This window comes from Pseudomonas sp. JL23 (assembly GCF_056933585.1).
In genome coordinates, this window is sequence record NZ_CM167795.1 from 4466691 (window position 1) to 4484889 (window position 18199).

At 62.2% G+C, this 18199-nt stretch carries 5 protein-coding genes; all 5 read right to left on the reverse strand.

Annotated elements, in window-relative coordinates; all coding sequences use genetic code 11:
- Positions 1-52: 52 nt before the first annotated feature.
- The 5 genes from AC1Z24_RS20685 to AC1Z24_RS20705 all read right to left on the reverse strand — a co-directional run bounded on the left by AC1Z24_RS20685 (position 53) and on the right by AC1Z24_RS20705 (position 18196).
- Positions 53-3280, reverse strand: a complete 3228-nt coding sequence (locus AC1Z24_RS20685; RefSeq protein WP_483742481.1) for a non-ribosomal peptide synthetase — start codon at positions 3278-3280, stop codon at positions 53-55.
- Entirely contained in the window at positions 3277-15414 is a 12138-nt protein-coding gene (locus tag AC1Z24_RS20690; RefSeq protein WP_483742482.1) for an amino acid adenylation domain-containing protein, read from the reverse strand. Before AC1Z24_RS20690 ends, AC1Z24_RS20685 begins: the two co-directional genes overlap by 4 nt.
- Before the next feature lie 325 nt (positions 15415-15739).
- Positions 15740-16489, reverse strand: a complete 750-nt coding sequence (locus AC1Z24_RS20695) for a thioesterase II family protein (RefSeq protein WP_483742483.1) — start codon at positions 16487-16489, stop codon at positions 15740-15742.
- Positions 16490-16499: 10 nt separating this feature from the next.
- Positions 16500-16742: an MbtH family protein gene (locus AC1Z24_RS20700; RefSeq protein WP_483742484.1), complete on the reverse strand. Its 243-nt coding sequence runs from the start codon at positions 16740-16742 to the stop codon at positions 16500-16502.
- 92 nt (positions 16743-16834) lie between these two features.
- Positions 16835-18196, reverse strand: a complete 1362-nt coding sequence (locus tag AC1Z24_RS20705; protein WP_483746675.1) for a diaminobutyrate--2-oxoglutarate transaminase — start codon at positions 18194-18196, stop codon at positions 16835-16837.
- Positions 18197-18199 lie beyond the last annotated feature (3 nt).

The following is an 18199-nucleotide window of genomic DNA, read 5'->3' on the forward strand; positions in this document are numbered from 1 at the left end:
TGCTGGAAAGTCACTACTGAGACGCACACGCATGTGCAAACCGGAATAAATCTTATTCAAGAAGATGCTTTTTCTGGTTATCTGCCCGCAACCGCTGTGCCTGCGCCTCCAGCAAAGCGCGTTCGGCGTCGGACATCGCATCCAGACGCAGCATCGCCTGGGCGATGGCTTCCAGCTTGTCTGCCTCGACGCCAGGCAATTGCCCCAGAGCCTGGGCCAACGAGGCGACCGTCGGATTGTCGAAGACAATCGCGGGGCTGATCTCGCAACGCAGCAATTTGCGCAGCCCGGCGACCAGGCGAATGACCAGCAATGAATGTCCGCCTGCGCTGAAAAAGTCCTGATGGATACCTAGCGCTTCACGCCCCAACAAGCTGGCCATGCGTTGCGCCAACAGGCCTTGGAAAGCATTGCTGGCGACGTCGCCTGGCTCATCCTCAGTCTGCACCGTGAGGTGGGCCAGGGCATGACGGTCGATCTTGCCGTTGGCCAGGCGCGGCAACTGATCCAGCACGCGGATATGCCGAGGCAGGAAGGCTGCGGGCAAATGCAGGGCCAGGTCGTTGCGGATCAGCCTCGAGGCGTCGGTCAATGCACCGCGTACAGCGACGAAGGCCACCGGCTGTGCGCTGCCGGCGCTGACGACAGAGACCACCGCCGCCTCTCGCACCGCGGCCAGACGCAACAACTGGGCCTCGATCTCCCCCAGCTCGATACGAAAACCGTTGAGGTTGATCTGTTGATCCTTGCGTCCGAGCAATTCCAGGCTGCCATCCGGGCGATGACGTGCAATATCTCCCGTGCGGTACAACCGCGCTCCAGGCTCGAAGGGATTATCGACGAATACCTGGGCCTGCGGCTCTTGCACATAGCCGCGACACAGCTGACGACCACCAATATAAAGTTCACCCTGCACGCCAAGAGGCAGCAGTCGCAGATGCGCATCCAGCACATAAACCTGATTACCGGGCAGTACTCGACCCAAGGGGATCACCGCCTGTTGCGCTGCTGCAAGCGTCAGGGCCTGCACCATGACCCCGACCGTAGCCTCGGTCGGGCCGTAGTGATTGAACAGGCGACAATCCGGGCGAATCTGCAAAATTTGCGCTATCAAGCCCGGCGCCGGCGCTTCACCGCCCAGCACGACGGTGGCAGGGATCTGCGGCTGCGGCGTTTCCAGCAGCGCCGCCAGGTGCGACGGTACGATCTTGAGGCAATCGATGGCGGCGGCTCGCAGATAGCGGGCGAACGCTTCGGGATTGCGCAAGGTGTGTTCATCGGCCACCTGCAGGCAAGAGCCGTTGTAGAGCGCACCGAACAGGGTGGTATTGCCGAGATCGGCGGCCACGCTCGAGGTAAATGCAAAATGGCTACATTCAGCCAGCCCCAGGACCTGGCTGGCGCCCGCGACATAATTGGCCAACTGGCGATGTTCGATCACCACGCCCTTGGGCACCCCGGTTGAGCCTGAGGTGAAGAGCACATAGGCGGTTTCATGGCCTTGCAGTGCATAGGGTTCCAAGTGAACGTCAGCAGCCTGGTCCGTCGATGCCGGATCAAACAGGGTCAGGCCCCGCCCGGTCCATTCAATCGACTGGGGGTCTTTAGCCAAAATCAGTGATGCCCCGGCCAACCCGGCGACCTCGATCTGCCGCGCCTGCGGCCACTGCGGGTCCAGAGGAGCATAGGCCGCCCCCAGCCACCAGATCGCCAACAGAGAAACCAGCAATTCACTGGAACGCGGCAAGCTGAGTGCCACCACATCACCCGGTTTGACCCCTTGGGTCGCGAGGCGCGCAGCCAGGCTACGGACCTGCTGCTCCAACTGCTCATAGGTCAGGTGTTGCGCTGCGCTGCGCACGGCATCATGCCCAGGCTTGAGCGCGACCCAGGTGTGAATGCGTTGCGGCAGCAGTTGCGCAGAGGCGTCGTCCCCGGGCGGGTTGAGGGCCAGCAGCAGATGTCTTTCAGCCTCGCCGGTCAAGCTCAATTGATTGATCGGCGTACTGGAATCCCTGGCGATGTCACGCAGCAGGACGACGTACTGCTCAAGGAGGCGGCGTGCGCAATCGACGCTATAACAGTCAGGCAGGTAATCCAGTTGCAGCGTCCAGTCGAGGCCTTGAGCCGGTGCGTGAAGTTGCAACAGCAACTCGCTCGGGGTACTCGCAAACGGCGCACGGCTGACACTCCACTGCGTCGCCGCAAGCTTGAGGTCGGTGATATCCCGGACCAGAGCAAACCCATAGGCCGCAGGCAAAGTGGCAATGTTGGCCGACCAGTACTCCTGCCAGGCCACGTGCTGCTCCAGCACCGCGCCCAGCCCCGTGGCCCAGACACTGAAAGGCTGGTCCAGCGCAATCTGTACGCTTACCGGCAGGGTCTTTTCCAGAACCCCGGCGCAGTCGGCGAAGTACTCGTAATCCTCACGGCTGTCGTGGCGCCAGCTCGCCAGAAAAGCCGACTGCCCCGTCACCCGACTCAACAGTGCCCACCAGGCAGCCTGCAATAGCGTCGGCAGAGGGATCGCCAGCGCCACGGCCTGACGCTGCAAATCATTCAACAGGTCCTGCTCCAGCACCGCCGGGATCCGCTGCGCCGCCTGCCCGCGATTGTCTCCCAGGCGATAGGGCAAGCGGGTCAGCACAGGTGCAGCATCCACCGCAAGCAGATGCTGGCGCCAATAACGTTCACCCTCCTGGGCATCCTCGTCGATGGCCGTTTCGGCGCGCCATTCCAGATATTGCTCGTAGCGACCCTCTTGCGGCGCCTGGCAGGCATCCGGCGTCTGATACGCTTGCCCCAGACTTTCGGCCAACAGCCTCAGGCTGGCGTTGTCCACCAGGCAGCCGGCCACTGCCACCACCAGACGCCAGTGCTGTTCGCCAAGGCGCAGCAGGATGGCCTGCGCCCATGGCCCGCTGGCCGTGGCGAACGGCTGCCGACGCCAGGCCTCAAGCCGCTGCTCAACGGCCTGGCCGGACAGCACCCCGGTTTCCGGAGACAGATTGAACCCGACCGCCTCTGCCCCCTCGCACAGACGCAGCCCATGAAAGCCCGGTATCTGGCGAAAGCGCGCGGCCAGAACCGGGTGCAGCCGGGACACGGCCTGCAACGCCGATTGCAGACGCGGCATATCCAGTTCGCCGCGGATATCAAACAGCATTTCTCGGGATGCTTGACCCCAAGAGCCAGCGGTCGCCATCATTTCCAGCAACATTTGCTGTTCGGGGCATAGGGCAAAACTCTCGCCCGTGCTCATCGCCATTGCGTCACTCATGCCTGGACCTCCCTTTCAATTACCGCTTCCCCAAGACTGGCACGCTCAATCATGTCGCCCATGGCCACCACTATTTTGCGCGGCCCTTCATAAGGGTCCCGGGCATGGGCCACGAGCATGTTGTCCAGCACGATCACATCGCCCTTGCGCCAATCGAAACGCACCGCGCATTGCTCGTACAACTCACCGACCAACTCCATGACCTCGTTTTCTATCGGCGTACCGTCACCGTAATAGACATTGCGTGGCATGCGCTCGATGCCGAACATCTCCAGCAGGTCTTCGCGCACGTGAGCGTCCAGGCAGTGGATGTGATGCAGCTGCACTTGATTGAAGAAGGATTTCGCGCCAGTCAGCGGGTGGGTGATGATGGCCGGGCATGGCGTGCGTATCTGCAACTCGTCGTCGGCCAGCCAGCGCCACTGGATACCGGAGGCCTGGCAGCGCGCCTCCACTTCATGACGTTGCTCGGTCTTGAAGAAGTGTTGCCACGACACATCGAGCTTGCCGGTAAAGGTGCGCACATAGAGCAGGCCCTTGCTTTCGAACTTCTCGCGCAACCCTGGCGGCAACTGCTGGTAGAGCTGGCGGCAATCGACCACCGGCGTGGCTCCGCCCACCGGCGAAGGCTGCTCGCAGAAGAACAACTGCTTTCTCGGCCAGCTGTCCTGGTGCGAACTCTCGTTGTGGAAGAGGATCATTTTCTTTTCCGGGTACGGAGTCGACCGGTAAGTGTTCTGCCCGCCCTCCTTCTTCGGCAGATCGCCGTAGTTGCCGTAAAGCCCAGGTTGTACGGCCTCGGCAAAAGCCTCGAACGCTTGACTGTCGGGTACTGCAAAACCACGGAACAGCAGGCCGCCATGACGGGCCAGTTTTTCTTCGATGTAGGGGCGGTTATCTGCAACCCAGCGCACGATGTCCAGGGCAGGATCATTGGGTTCAACCAACAGGGGGAAGTCCTGTGTCGGCACCAGCAACGACTCACGGATCGGGCGTTGCGTCTGTGCAACCGGTCGCGTCTGGGATTTTTTTAGAAAGCGGTCCAGCTTGTTGGCCTTGGGGCCCGCCGCAACAGGCGGTGTCATGGCCCGGGTGTTTTCCATAGGCATGTTCATGTCGTCCAACCTCAAGTTCTGCTCACATAGAATCTGTTCGAGGATTGCCACCCAGCCCTGCACAAACCCCTGGATGACGGGTTGTTCGAATAACGCCGAGGCGAATCTCCACTGGCCGTGGAGCACGGCGTCGGGGCTCTGCTCGATGAACAGCGCCATATCGAATTTCGAGTGTTCCGAGCGGCTCGGCAGCGGCTCGACCCTCAAGCCATCGATGCCCTGGCTGGTCAGCGGCACGTTGTTCATCACGAACAACACCTGCACAAGCGGGCTTATGCCCTTGTGGCGTGGCGTCTGTGCCGCTTCCACAATCATGTCGAAGGGCAGGTCCTGGTGTTCGAAAGCGTTGAGCAGGTTGTCGCGGACCTGCGCCAGAAATGCACTGAAGGTGATATCAGGCGTCTGCCGTGAACGTACCGGCAGCACATTGACGAAGAAGCCGATCAGCCCTTCCAGCTCGGCCTGCTGGCGACCGGCGTAGTCGACGCCCACCACCACGTCATCGCTCTCTGCAAGCCGATGCACAAACGCCTGGAACGCAGCCAGCATCAGGGTGTAGAGCGTCACCTGGGCCTTCGCCGCCAACGCTATCAGGCCCTGGGTCAGCTCCGCGCTCAGCGCAAATGACACACAGCCACCGGCATGGGATTGCTGCGCCGGGCGTGGCTGCCGAACCGGCAGCGACACGCATCCTGAATAGCCCTGCAACAGGTTCTTCCAGTAGTGCCCTTGTTGCTGCAGCACGCCTGTGCGTTCGAGTTCCTGCTGCCAGATCGCAAAGTCGGAATATTGCAGAGGCAACGCCGGCAACGGCGTTTCATCGCCCGCGCGCAAGCGCTGGTAAACCTGCACCAGCTCATTGGCCAACACCGCCATGGACCAACCATCAGAGATAATGTGATGCATGGAGTACAACAGCACATGCTCCAGCGGCCCCAGACGCACCACCCGCATGCGCAGCAACGGCGCCTGCGCCAGCACGAACGGCTCTGCTTCATTGGCCAGGGTCAGGGCGTCGACCTGTGCGTCCTGCTCTGCCCGGCCAAGGCCGGACAGATCATGGAACGGCAGGGCCACCTCGAGCTCGGCCCGGATAATCGCCAGAGGCTCGCCCTCCTCGTCCTCTGCGTAAACGGTACGCAGTACTTCGTGGCGACGAACCACAGCCTGCAAGGCCGCATGCAACAGGTCTATCGACACCTCACCCCGCAAACGCATGGCCATTGGCATGCCATAGGCGGCAGCGCCCGGCGCCAGTTGCTCGACCATCCATAGTCTGCGTTGCGCCAAGGCCAGGGGCGCGCTGTTTTTGCCCGGCCAAGCCTTGAGGATGGCCGTCTGCGGTGCCTGAACCCGAGGCTGAGTGACTGCCAATGCAGCCGAAAAATCACTCAGACACGGATAGTCGAACAACTGCCGCAAGCTGACCTGCGGCGCTACGTCCTGACGCAATCGCGCGATGACCTGAGTGGCGAGCAACGAATGCCCGCCAAGCTCGAAGAAGTGATCAGTACGGCCAACGCGCTCAAGCTTGAGCACTTCGGCCCAGATGGTCGCGACCTGAAGCTCAAGCCCGGGAAGGGGCGCGACCCAATGTTGCTGGAGCAGACCGGTCTCAGGCTGGGGCAGCGCCTTGCGGTCGAGCTTGCCGTTGGCGGTCAGTGTCAGCTGTTCCACGAACAGCAGGTGTGCGGGCAGCATGTAGTCGGCCAGAGTCACCTTGAGCGCGGCCCGCAGACTGTCGCGCAAGGTCTGTTGCGCCTCTGGGCTGTGCAGCATGACCGCGTCGGCAGGCACTACGTAACCCACCAACTGCATCCCGCTCGGGCCGTCGCACGCCAGCACCACAGCTTCGCGTACCGACGTCTGATCTTGCAGACGCGCTTCGATTTCACCCAGCTCGATGCGAAAACCGCGGATCTTCACCTGATGGTCAATGCGCCCGCTGTATTCGATCACGCCATCGCTGCGGTAACGCGCCAGGTCGCCGCTGCGGTACAGCCGGCCTCCGCCTTGTTCGCTGGTATCGAACGGATCGGGGATAAAGCGCTCGGCAGTCAGGCCCGGACGATTGAAATAGCCACGGGCAAGGCCGGCCTGGCCCACGTACAACTCACCGTGGCAACCCGGCAGGGTCAGATTGAAGTCAGCATCGAGCAGATACCAGGACAAATCCGCAATCGCCACACCAAGCGGGCTGACGACCGCGCCTTGCAGGTCCTCGATGCTGATCGGACGGTAACTCACGTGGACTGTCGTCTCGGTGATGCCGTACATATTGATCAACTGCGGCTGTCTATCGCCAAAGCAATCGAGCCACGGCGCCAGACTGCCGACATCCAGCGCCTCGCCACCGAATACCACGTAACGCAACGACAGCGGCCTGCCAGCCCGCGCGCCCGCCGTGGCGACGGGGATCAGTTGCTTGAACGCCGAGGGGGTCTGATTGAGTACCGTGACCTTTTCGCGAATCAGCAACTCATGGAAGTCCTCAGGCGAACGTGAAACCTCCCTGGGCACGATCACCGCCGTGGCGCCATGCACCAGCGCGCCAAACAACTCCCAGACAGAGAAATCGAAGGCATAGGAGTGGAACACCGTCCAGACGTCGTCGGCATTGAAACGGAACCAGTCCTGCGTGGCCTCGAACAGACGCACAACGTTGTAGTGCGCCAGCAGGGTGCCCTTGGGCTTGCCGGTCGAACCCGAGGTATAAATCACATAGGCCAGGTTCTGCGCCACCGCGCCACTGCACGGGTCGTCGTCGCTGAAGGTTGTGCCATGTTCAACGCCCTCACCCACTTCAAGGCATTCAACACCTGGAACATCCGGCAACTGCGCCCTGATAGGGGCCTGGGTCAGCAGCAGTTTCACGCCACTGTCCGCAAGCATGTAGGCCAGCCGGTCCCGCGGGTAATCCGGGTCCAGCGGCACATAGGCACCACCGGCCTTGAGGACCGCCAGCACAGCCACCACCATGTCCAGGCTGCGCTGCAACGCGACCCCGACCAACACATCCGGGCCGACGCCGCGCTCAAGCAGCGTGTGCGCCAGACGGTTAGCCCTGACATTGAGAGCCTGATAACTCAATTGCTGGCCGTTGCACACGAGTGCCGTGGCCCCAGGGTTTTTGCGCACCTGTCGCTCGATCAGTTGATGCAGACACAGGTTTTCAGGGTAATGAGTCGGCCGGCCATTGCAGTCCTGGATAATCTGCCGCTGTTCGTACGCCGCCATCAAGCCAATCCGGGAGATGGCCTGCTCTGAATCAAGAACGACGCTACGCAGCAGGTTGAGCCAGTGTCGGCCCAGGCGCTCGATGGTCGGCGCGTCGAACAGGTCCGTGGCATAAGTGAAGGCAGCACTGAGTCCGCCCTCGCCTTCAGCGGTGTCCAGGGTCAGGTCGAACTGCGAGGTACGCTGGGCTCGCGGCCAGTTTTCAAACTTGAGCCCCGGCACACTGCGCGCGGGGCTGTCGACCTGAGACTGGTGGTTATACATGACCTGGAACAACGGGCTGTGGCTCAGGCTGCGCTCGGGTTGCAAGGCTTGCACCAGTTGCTCAAAAGGCAAGTCCTGGTGCATCTGCGCGCCCAATGCCCGCTGCTTGACCTGCTGCAACAGCGCGGTGAACGTGGTGTGGATGTCGAATTCGGCCTTCAACACCTGGGTGTTGACGAAGAAGCCGATCAGCCCTTCGGTTTCAAGGCGAGTGCGGTTGGCAATGGGCACGCCCACGCGAATGTCCGATTGCCCCGAGTAACGTTGCAGCAGCGCCTGAAAGCTGGACAGCAACAGCATGAACAGCGTGACGTTGTGACGCTGGGCCAGGGCCTTGAGATCGGCACTCAAGCCCTCGTCCAGCGTCAGGACCTGGCGTGCCCCGACATGACTTTGCACCTTTGGGCGCGGATGATCAGTCGGCAGTTGCAACACTGGCTGTTCACCGCCCAACTGCTCCCGCCAGTAAGCCAGTTGTCGTACGCCCTCGCCAGCGTCCAGCCAGTTGCGCTGCCAGTGGGCGTAGTCGGCATACTGAATGGGCAGCGTCGGCAGGGAGATATCCCGGCCCTGGCTGAATCCCTGGTAAAGCTGTACCAGCTCGTCCACCATGATCGGTATCGACCAGCCATCGCTGACGATATGGTGCTGGGTGAGCACCAACAGCGCCTCGTCAGCATTGAGGCGCAACAGCCTGGCGCGCAACAGAGGCCCCTGCAGCAGATCGAACGGGCGCTGGATCTCCTCTTCCACACAGGCCGCCGCAGCCTGCCTGTCCAGGGTTTGCACCACCAGGTCGAACGGCAGCTGTGCATGAATCTGCTGGGTGACCTGCTCGCCCTCTGCGACGAACGTGGTACGCAGCGGTTCATGTCGGGCGATCAAGGCCCTGAAACTGCGTTGCAGGGCGTCGATATCGAGTGTGCCTTGCAAGCGCAGCACGGCCGGGATGTGATAGGCCGCACTGGTCGGGTCCAGTTGCCAGAGGAACCAGTGACGCTGCTGACCATAAGACAGCGCCAGTGGCTGTTCCCGGGATACCGCTTTAAGCGGATACAGGTCGTTGCCTGAACCCTGTGCGACCAGTTCGACAAAATCCGCCAGCAACGGCGCCTCGAACACACTGCGCAGCGCCAGCTCAATACCCAGGACCTGGCGCACGCGGGAGACCATCTGAGTGGCCAACAAGGAATGCCCGCCCAGTTCGAAAAAGTGATCAGCCAGCCCCACACGATCCAGCTTCAATACCTGGGCCCAGATGTCGGCGATCTGCTGTTGCAGCGCAGTACGCGGCGCGACATGGGCCTGCTGCAACAGGCTCGCGTCGACCTGGGGCAGCGCCTTGCGGTCCAGCTTGCCGCTAGGGTTGAGTGCCAGCCTCTCCAGTACCAGCAACCAGGCCGGAACCATATGCTCCGGCAGGCTTTGCTTGAGCGCGGTGCGCAGCGTGTCGCGCAGTGATGCCTGTGCCTCAGGGCTGCGCAGGATGCTGATATCGGCGGGTACCACGTAACCCACCAGTTGTATGCCGGTGGGCTCCTGCTGAGCCAGCACCACGGCTTCGGCCACGGCCTCGTGGTCCAGCAGGCGCGCCTCGATTTCGCCAAGCTCGACGCGGAAACCACGAACCTTGACCTGGTGGTCGATACGGCCGCTGTATTCGAGCACGCCGTCATGGCGATAACGCGCCAGGTCGCCACTGCGGTAAAGGCGCGTGCCGCCCTCTGCACACGTATCGAAGGGGTCCGGTACAAATCGCTCGGCGGTCAGGGCCGGACGATTGAAATAGCCTCGGGCCAGACAATCACGCCCCCCGATCAGCAACTCGCCGACTACTCCTTCTGGTGCGAGGGCAAGGCCGCTGTCACACACATACGTGGTGCGCCCGCCAATGGCCTTGCCGATGGGCACGCTGGCCTTGGGCAATGTGCCAAGCGCAGTCGTCGAGCAATCAAACACCGTAGAGACCACCGTGGCCTCGGTCGGGCCATAGGTATTGAGCAGGCGGACATGCTTGAGACTGGAGGCGAACCAGTCCTTCAAGCCTTCCGGCGGCATGGCCTCACCACCGACATGCACCTGGCGCAAGGCGCCAGTGGACGGCACCCGCAGCATATGGGCGGCAAACAGTCGCCAGTAGGTGGTGGGCAGATCCGCCACCGTCACGCCGTGCTCGATGATGTTCTGGGTCAGGGTCTCGATATCCCACAGTTGCTGGCCGCGCATCACCACCCGGGCACCGCTGCAGAGCGTCGGATACAGCTGCTCGACAAAACCATCGAAACTCACAGTGGCAAACTGCAACACCCGGTCACTGGAGGACAGCTGCGAGTACTGCGCGGCCACCTGGCAGAACATCGCCAGCTCGCCATGGGCGACGGCCACGCCTTTGGGCTTGCCCGTAGAGCCCGAGGTGTAGATCACATAGGCCAGGCTGGTCGGCGTCGCCGTGTTGACGGGATCGACTTCGCTGTAGTCGCCCAGCCAGTCGTTGCCCGGCTCCAGTTCCAGCCTGTCGACGCTCTGCAGGCACGCCAATGGCTGCACGAGGGCGGGCTGGGTCAGCAACAAACGGATATCGCTGTCTTCGAGCATCCAGTTCAAGCGGTCCTGGGGATAAGCAGGGTCGAGCGGCACATAGGCACCGCCCGCCTTGAGGATGCCCAGCAGCCCTACCACCATCTCCAGGCTGCGCTCGACGGCAATCCCCACGCGCACATCCGGGCCCACGCCGACTTCACGCAGCTTGTGCGCCAGGCGGTTGGCCCGGCGGTTCAATGCCCCGTAACTCAAGGTCTGCGCATCCAGCACCACGGCCGTGGCATCGGGCTGGCGCGCGGCCTGCTGCTCGATCAACTGATGGGCGCACGGCAGACTGTCGACGCGCTCCTGAACAGGGTTCCATTCATGGGCAATCCGCCGATACTGCGCGGCGTCCAGCAAGGGCAGCTCTGCGACGGCGAGTCCAGCCTGACCCAGACTGCCCAGCAGCGTCAGCCAGTGTCCGGCCAGCCGCTCGATGCGTTCGCGCTCGAAGAGATCCGAGGCATAGCTGAACGACGCCACGACGCCATCGGAGCGCTCCAGAGTATCGAGGGAAAGGTCGAACTGCGTGGTCTGCTCGACCCACTCCACTTCTTCGACGCGCAAGCCGTGCACGCTATCGCTGGACACCTTCTCACCGATATCCAGCAGGTGGTTATACATCACCTGAAACAACGGGTTGTGCCCCAGCCCGCGCTCGGGCCTGAGCGCCTCCACCAGCGCATCGAAGGGAATGTCCTTGTTGGCCTGGGCCTGCAAGGTAGTTTCCTTGACCAGGGTGAGCAACTGGCTGAACGGCTGCACCGGGTTGACGGTGATACGGGCAATAAGGGTATTGACGAAAAAACCGATCAACCCTTCCAGCTCCAGGCGGTTGCGGTTGGTCACCGGCACACCGATATTGAGGGTGTCGCGGCCACTCAAGCGTGACAACAGCAGGGCAAACGAGGCCAGGAACACATGGAACAGCGTCGCATTTGCCGTTACGGCAAGGCGTCGCAGATTGGCCGTCAGCTCGGCTGGCAGGCGCACGTCTACCCGGTCTCCGCGATAGCTTTGTACCTGTGGTCGCAGGTGATCGGCGGGCAACTCGAGTACCGCGAAATCGTCTTGCAGGGTGGTTTTCCAGAATGCCAGTTGAGCCTGTAACTGGCCGCTGGCAAGACGTTCACGCTGCCAGGCGGCGTAGTCGGCGTACTGCACCGCCAACGCCGGCGTCACATGCTCCTGTGCAATGGCGCGGGCGTTATAGCTGCCAGCCAGTTCACGCACCATGATGCTCATGGACCAGCCATCGGAGACGATGTGGTGCAAAAGTACCGCGACCAGGTGCTCATCAGCCCCGGTCTTGAACAGACTGACCCGGATCAGCGGACCGCGCGCGAGGTCCATGGAACTGGCAAACAATTTGCCCAGTCGCACCTGCACTTGCTCGGTGGCGATTGCAGTCAGGTCTTGATAATCGATGGTCACGGGCGCTGGGGGCAGCACTCGCTGCCAGGGCTGACCGTCCTGTTCCTCGAACACCGTGCGCAGTGTTTCATGACGCGCCACCAAGGCATCGAACGCGGCCTGTAGTGCCGCCCGATCCAGCGAGCCCTGCAAGCGGACCGCCAACGGCGTGTTATAGGCGGTGCTGGCAGGATTGAGCTTCCAGAACATCCACTGCCGATACTGGGCATGGGAAACCGGTAAAGCCTGGCGGCGATCCTGAATCTGGATATCAACCTCCAGCGTCCGCTCGAGCTCCTGCAAGGCCTGGGTGAAAGACTCAAGGTCAGCGGTATCGAACAGCACCCGCAGGGCCACTTCCAGCTGCAACTGCTGGCGGATACGCGACACCACTTGTGTCGCCAGCAGCGAATGGCCGCCCAGGGCGAAGAAGTTATCGCCCAGCCCCACCTGCCCGACTTGCAGAACTTCGCCCCAGATCGTCGCGACCTCTATTTGCAACGGGGTCAGCGCAGGGCGGTATGGCGCCACGGTGGCCAGAGGTTCGGGTAGCGCCTTGACATCGACCTTGCCGTTAACGGTTACCGGCAACTGCTGCAACAGCAGCAGGTAGTGCGGCACAAGGTGTTCCGGTAGCGTCTGCTTCAAAGCTGCGCGAACACTGTCGGTCAAGGCGCGCTGGCGAGCCTCGTCCGCAGTCCAGTCCTGGTGCACCAGCCAGGCCGCCAGTTGCCGGTTGCTGTCCTCGCCCACCACGCGCACTACAACGTTGTTGATACCGGGCAGTTGCCGCAGACAGCTATCGACTTCCGCCAGTTCTATCCGGTAGCCGCGGATCTTCACCTGCCCGTCGATACGCCCGGCAAACAGCAGCTCGCCCTGGCGGTTCTGGCGGACCCAGTCGCCGCTGCGGTACATGCGAGCACCCCCGGCACCGTTGGGATCAGGTACAAAGCGTTCGGCGGTCAGTGCCGCACGCCCCAGATAGCCCCGCGCAAGGCCCGCGCCGGCAATGTACAGCTCGCCCCTGGCCGCACCCGGTACAGCTTGCAGGCAGGCGTCAAGCACGTAGGCCTGGCTGTTATCCAACGGGCGGCCGAGTACGGGTTGCCGGGTCAATGTGTGAGTCAGTACCCCGACCGTGGTCTCGGTCGGGCCGTAGTGGTTGATGACCTCAAGCGCCGGGGCCAGCGCCGCAACACGCGCCAGCAACGCTGCCGTACAGGCCTCGCCACCCACTATCAGGCAGTGCCTGGGCAACGCGCCAGCACCGGCTACGAGCATGGCCTGCAAGTGCGAGGGGACGATTTTCAGGGCGTCGATGCGTTGACTACCCATATAGGCGGCGAAGGCATCGGCGTCGAGTACGGTGTCTTTGGCCAGTAGATGCAGAGTCTTGCCGTTGCACAGAGCGCCGAACAATATGGTATGTCCCAGGTCCGCTGCGGGCGTAGTCACCATGGCCAGTCGCTCAATGGCGCCCAGCGGCAGGCGCCGGGAAACGCCGCTCACATAGTTGACCAATGCACCATGACTGACCGCCACGCCCTTGGGCGTTCCCGTGGTACCAGAGGTGTAAATCACATAGGCCAGGTTATCCGGACGAACATCGATACGCCGCAGCGGCAAGGCCCGCAGGTCGCCTTCAAGACTGATCAGCTCGACATGATCGGGCAAACGTCCGGCCTGCCCGACAGCCCCCAGCACCCGCTTGACCGCGCTGTCGGCCAGCATGAAGTCCAACCGTGCCTGGGGCTGATCGGGCTCCAGCGGCAAATAAGCCGCGCCAGCCTTGAGCACCGCCAGCATGCCCACCAGCATTGCGATGGAGCGGTCGGCCACGACCCCGACCCGTTCGTCGAGCTGCACGCCGACATCCAGCAACACCTGGGCAAGTGCGTCGGAGCGCGCCTGCAATGCCCCGTAAGTGATTGCATCGGCACCACTGACAGCAGCCACCTTCAGGGGACTGGCAGCCGCAGCGTCTTCGATCAGATGGTGAATGCACAAGGTTGCCCCCGGCACCACCCCAGGCAACTGCGCAACCTCGAGCGGTGGCAACGCCAGCCCCAGCTCGCCGACCCTCGCATCAGGCGCCGACACCAGACCCTGTAGCAGTTGCAACCAATGCTGGCCGAGCGCGGCAATGGTGGTGCTGTCGAACACATCCAGCGCGTAGGTAAAAACCGCATGCAGTCGCCCGGCACTCTCGTAGGTATCCAGGGACAGGTCAAAGCGGGCGCTGTGCCTGTCCAGGGCGAGCTTTTCCAGGATCAGACCGCCTTGAAGGCGGATCTGCCCCGCGTCGGCGATCCCCGTCTGGTGATTGAACAACACTTGGAACAACGGATTGTGCCGCTGCTGTTGCAGGTTCAGCGCTTCGACCAGGCGCTCGAACGGCAGGTCCTGATGGGCCTGAGCCCCGAGGGCTGTGTCCTTGACCCGCCGCAGCAGCTCAGTCACATCCATGAGCGGATCGATCTCGGTGTGCAACACCTGAGTATTGATAAAACAACCGATCAGGCCCTCAACTTCAGCTCGATGGCGGTTGGCGACCGGCACCCCGACGCGGATCGCCTGCTGACCACTGTAACGCTGCAACAGCAACTTTAATGAGGCCAGCAAGACCATGAACAAGGTCACGCCCTGAGCCTTGGCCAGTGCGCCCAGACGCTCGGCCAGGGCGACATCGACCTGACACTCAAGCCGCGCCCCACGATGGCTCGGCGCAGCGGGACGCAGGTGGTCGAGGGGCAATTCAAGGGGCGCGTGATCATCGCCCAGTTTTTCGCACCAGTAAGCCAGCTGCCGATCCTGTTCGCCGGCTTCCAGCCAACTGCGCTGCCACAACCCGTAGTCGCGATACTGCACCGGCAATGGAGGCAGCACGGCCTCCATCGCGTTGGCGGCCGCGTCGTAGAGCATGACGAATTCGTTGATCAATACATTCAGCGACCAACCGTCAGCGACGATGTGGTGCAAGGTCAGCAGCAACACATGCTCCTGATCCGCCATTTGCAGCAGTTGCACACGCAACAGCGGCCCGCGCAGCAGATCAAAGGGCGCCCCGGCTTCGGCTTCAGCCAGGCTTTTGACCTGCGCATCGCGCTCGCCTGCGGGCAAGCGACTCAGGTCATGCCGGACAATGGTCACCGTCGACGGCGCCAATACCTCTTGCACCATCTGTTCATCGTGCTGGCGCAGCCGTGTGCGCAGGCTTTCATGGCGTGCAACCAGGCGATCAAAGGCGTCCTGCAGTGCATCGATATCCAGCGGGCCTTTGAGGCGCACCGCCATGGGCAGATGATAGGCCGCGCCCTGAGGGTCCAATTGCCAGAGAAAGGCCATGCGCCGCTGCGCGTAGGACAACCCGTCACGGTCACTGCCGGCAACATTGGCAGGTATGGGAAACAAGGAAAAATCGACGCCTTCCTGCTGCAGACCGTCGAGAAAAAGGCGGCGCTTTTGCGGCGGCAGTTCGATGAAGCGGCGGGCGAATTTCATTGAGTCTTCGGCGTTCATGCATTGCGTCCTTAGGGATAGGAAGCGGGACCACAAGGTCCAGTCATCCCACAAGAACGAAGCAGCGACAGACTGATTTAGCCAAAATCGGGACCAGCTGCGCACTGTGGCACCCGATCAACGCATCAAGCGGCTGCGCCCCAGTCTCGACGGTCCGGGCGGCCATGAATGGCAACCGCCACAGGCATTCATCAGGTGGCGCTTGATCGGCGAAGTCGGCCCTGATCGCAGGACGATGAGTTTCAGGGGTATTGGCGATTGGAGCGGGCATTGATCTGAGGACAAAGCCCGGGACCGAATGATCCCGGGCTTGCCACAATGGGCCTCAAGCCCCCATGCACCACTTCATCTCGCCGCGCGGCTCACGCCGTACATCCGCCTCGAGATGCGTTTTGAGGATACGCATCACCTTCGCCTGATGCTCATGAATGAAGAAATGACCGCCCGGCAACATATCCAGGGAGAAGCCGCTGTCACCTTCCAGTTGCCAGTCGATCAACTGCGCCTGGCTGGCCTTATCATCGACGCCGCCGAGCACCCGCACCGGACAACCGAGCCGCGCCCGAGAGCGATAGCTATAACGGCCACAAAGCAGGAAGTCGGCGCGCAAGATCGGCAGTGTCAGTTCCATGAGCTCCTGATTGTCCAGAACTTCAGGCGGCGTGCCTTGCAGGTCACGCAGATCCGCCTTGAGCTGCTCATCGGTTTTTGGCTGGCTGAAATCGTCGTCATAGCCCTCGCGGCGCGTGGGCGCGGCTGTGCCCGATGCAATCAGGGTGACCGGCTCGACGGCACCGGCCTGGCGCAACTCATGGGCCAGTTCAAAGGCCAGCAATGCCCCCAGGCTGTGCCCGAACAAGGCATAGGCACCGTTGATCCGCGGCAGCACCTCCCTTGCCAACTGACGGGCCAGGGCTTGCATATCGGTGTGCAGCGGCTCGCCCAGGCGCGCGCCTCGTCCGGGCAGTTCCACCGGCACCACCGTTATCCAGTCCGGCAGCGCACGGCGCCAGCGACTGTAGACCATGGCACTGGCGCCGGAATAAGGCAGGCAAAACAGTTGCAGGGTTGCCATGTGCATGGCCTCAGTTGACCGCTTGGGCCTGATTTTTACGCGCTTGCTCTTCCATGTGCTTGCGCAGGCTCAGGGGACGCATGTCGGTCCACACTTCTTCAATGTAGGCCAGGCATTCCTTCTTCAAGCCGCTCTTGCCGACCGTGCGCCAGCCATTGGGCACGGCTTTGTAGTCTGGCCAGATGGAGTACTGCTCTTCATGGTTGACCACTACCTGGAACAGAATGTCTTCGCGATCGAATACCGAGGTCATAGTGTTTCTCCGTAACTGAAAGTTGGCTATTGAGGCGGCCTGCGCCGCGTATTATCAATACGAATGGCCCATGGAAAAATTAAACCGCGGTCTTAGCCAAGAGCCGCCTGCACTGCCCTGGCAAAGATCCGCGCCAGCTCGTCCACCTGCTCGGCGGTAATGATCAACGGCGGCAGGAAACGCACGACACTGCCATGGCGCCCACCCAATTCGATGATCAGGCCGCGCTGCAGACATTCACGCTGAATGCGCGCACCCAGCCAAGCGTCGGCCGGAGGATGACCCAGGGTGTCCGGCTGCCCGCTGGGGTCCACCAGCTCCACTCCCAGCATCAGGCCACGGCCACGCACGTCACCCAATTGCGGCACCCGTTGTTGCAGTTCGAGCAGATGTTCGCGCAAGCGCTGACCCATCTGTGCGGCATGTCCCACCAGGTTTTGCGATTCGATGTAGCGAATGACCGCCGAGCCCGCCGCCATGGCCATCTGATTACCGCGGAAGGTCCCTGCATGGGCACCCGGCTGCCAGGTATCGAGCCAGTCGCGATAGACCATCACCGATAACGGCAAACTGCCACCAATGGCCTTGGACAGCACCACCACATCCGGCACGATGCTGGCGTGTTCAAAGGCAAACAACTTGCCGGTGCGACCAAAACCGGTCTGGATCTCATCGATGATCAGCGCCACCCCGGCGCGCGCGGTGATTTCCCGCACGCCGCGCAACCAGGTATCAGCAGCCGGGATCACGCCACCCTCGCCTTGCACCACTTCCAGAATCACCGCCGCCGGTGGTTGCACGCCGCTTTCGGGGTCGTTGAGCAAGTTATTGAGATAGCGCAGATTGACTTCCACGCCCTGCTCGCCACCCAGACCGAACGGGCAGCGGTAGTCGTAGGGGAATGGCATGAACTGCACGCCCTGGCTGAGCAACGCCCCCAATGGCGTCTTGGCTTTGAGGTTGCCCATCAGGCTCAGAGCGCCCTGACTCATGCCGTGATAGCCGCCATGGAAAGCCAGTACTGTGCTGCGCCCAGTGGCAATGCGCACCAGCTTCAGCGCTGCCTCGACTGCGTCGGTACCGGTGGGGCCCGTGAACTGGATCTTCGCCTGGCGGGCAAACGCCGGTGGCAGCGCGGCGAACAGATCCTGCACGAAGCGGTCCTTGACCGGGGTGCTGAGGTCCAGGGTATGCAGCGGCAATTCGTCGTCGAGAACCTGGCGAATGGCATCAATCACAACCGGATGGTTATGCCCCAACGCGAGGGTGCCGGCACCGGCCAGGCAATCGATAAAGGTACGCCCTTCGACATCTTCGACATGGATACCACGGCCGCGCTTGAGTGCCAGGGGAATGCGCCGTGGATAGCTGCGCGCATTGGATTCCTGCTGTTTTTGCCGGGCCAGGATCGGGTTGTCCTCAAACTGGTAGTTCTTTTCCTCGTCCTCAATCATGCG

Bases quoted from the DNA above. Each gene is read 5' to 3' on its own strand.
- AC1Z24_RS20685 (WP_483742481.1), bottom strand. From the start codon at position 3,280: ATGAGTGACGCAATGGCGATGAGCACGGGCGAGAGTTTTGCCCTATGC.
- AC1Z24_RS20690 (WP_483742482.1), bottom strand. From the start codon at position 15,414: ATGAACGCCGAAGACTCAATGAAATTCGCCCGCCGCTTCATCGAACTG.
- AC1Z24_RS20695 (WP_483742483.1), bottom strand. From the start codon at position 16,489: ATGGCAACCCTGCAACTGTTTTGCCTGCCTTATTCCGGCGCCAGTGCC.
- AC1Z24_RS20700 (WP_483742484.1), bottom strand. From the start codon at position 16,742: ATGACCTCGGTATTCGATCGCGAAGACATTCTGTTCCAGGTAGTGGTC.
- AC1Z24_RS20705 (WP_483746675.1), bottom strand. From the start codon at position 18,196: ATGATTGAGGACGAGGAAAAGAACTACCAGTTTGAGGACAACCCGATC.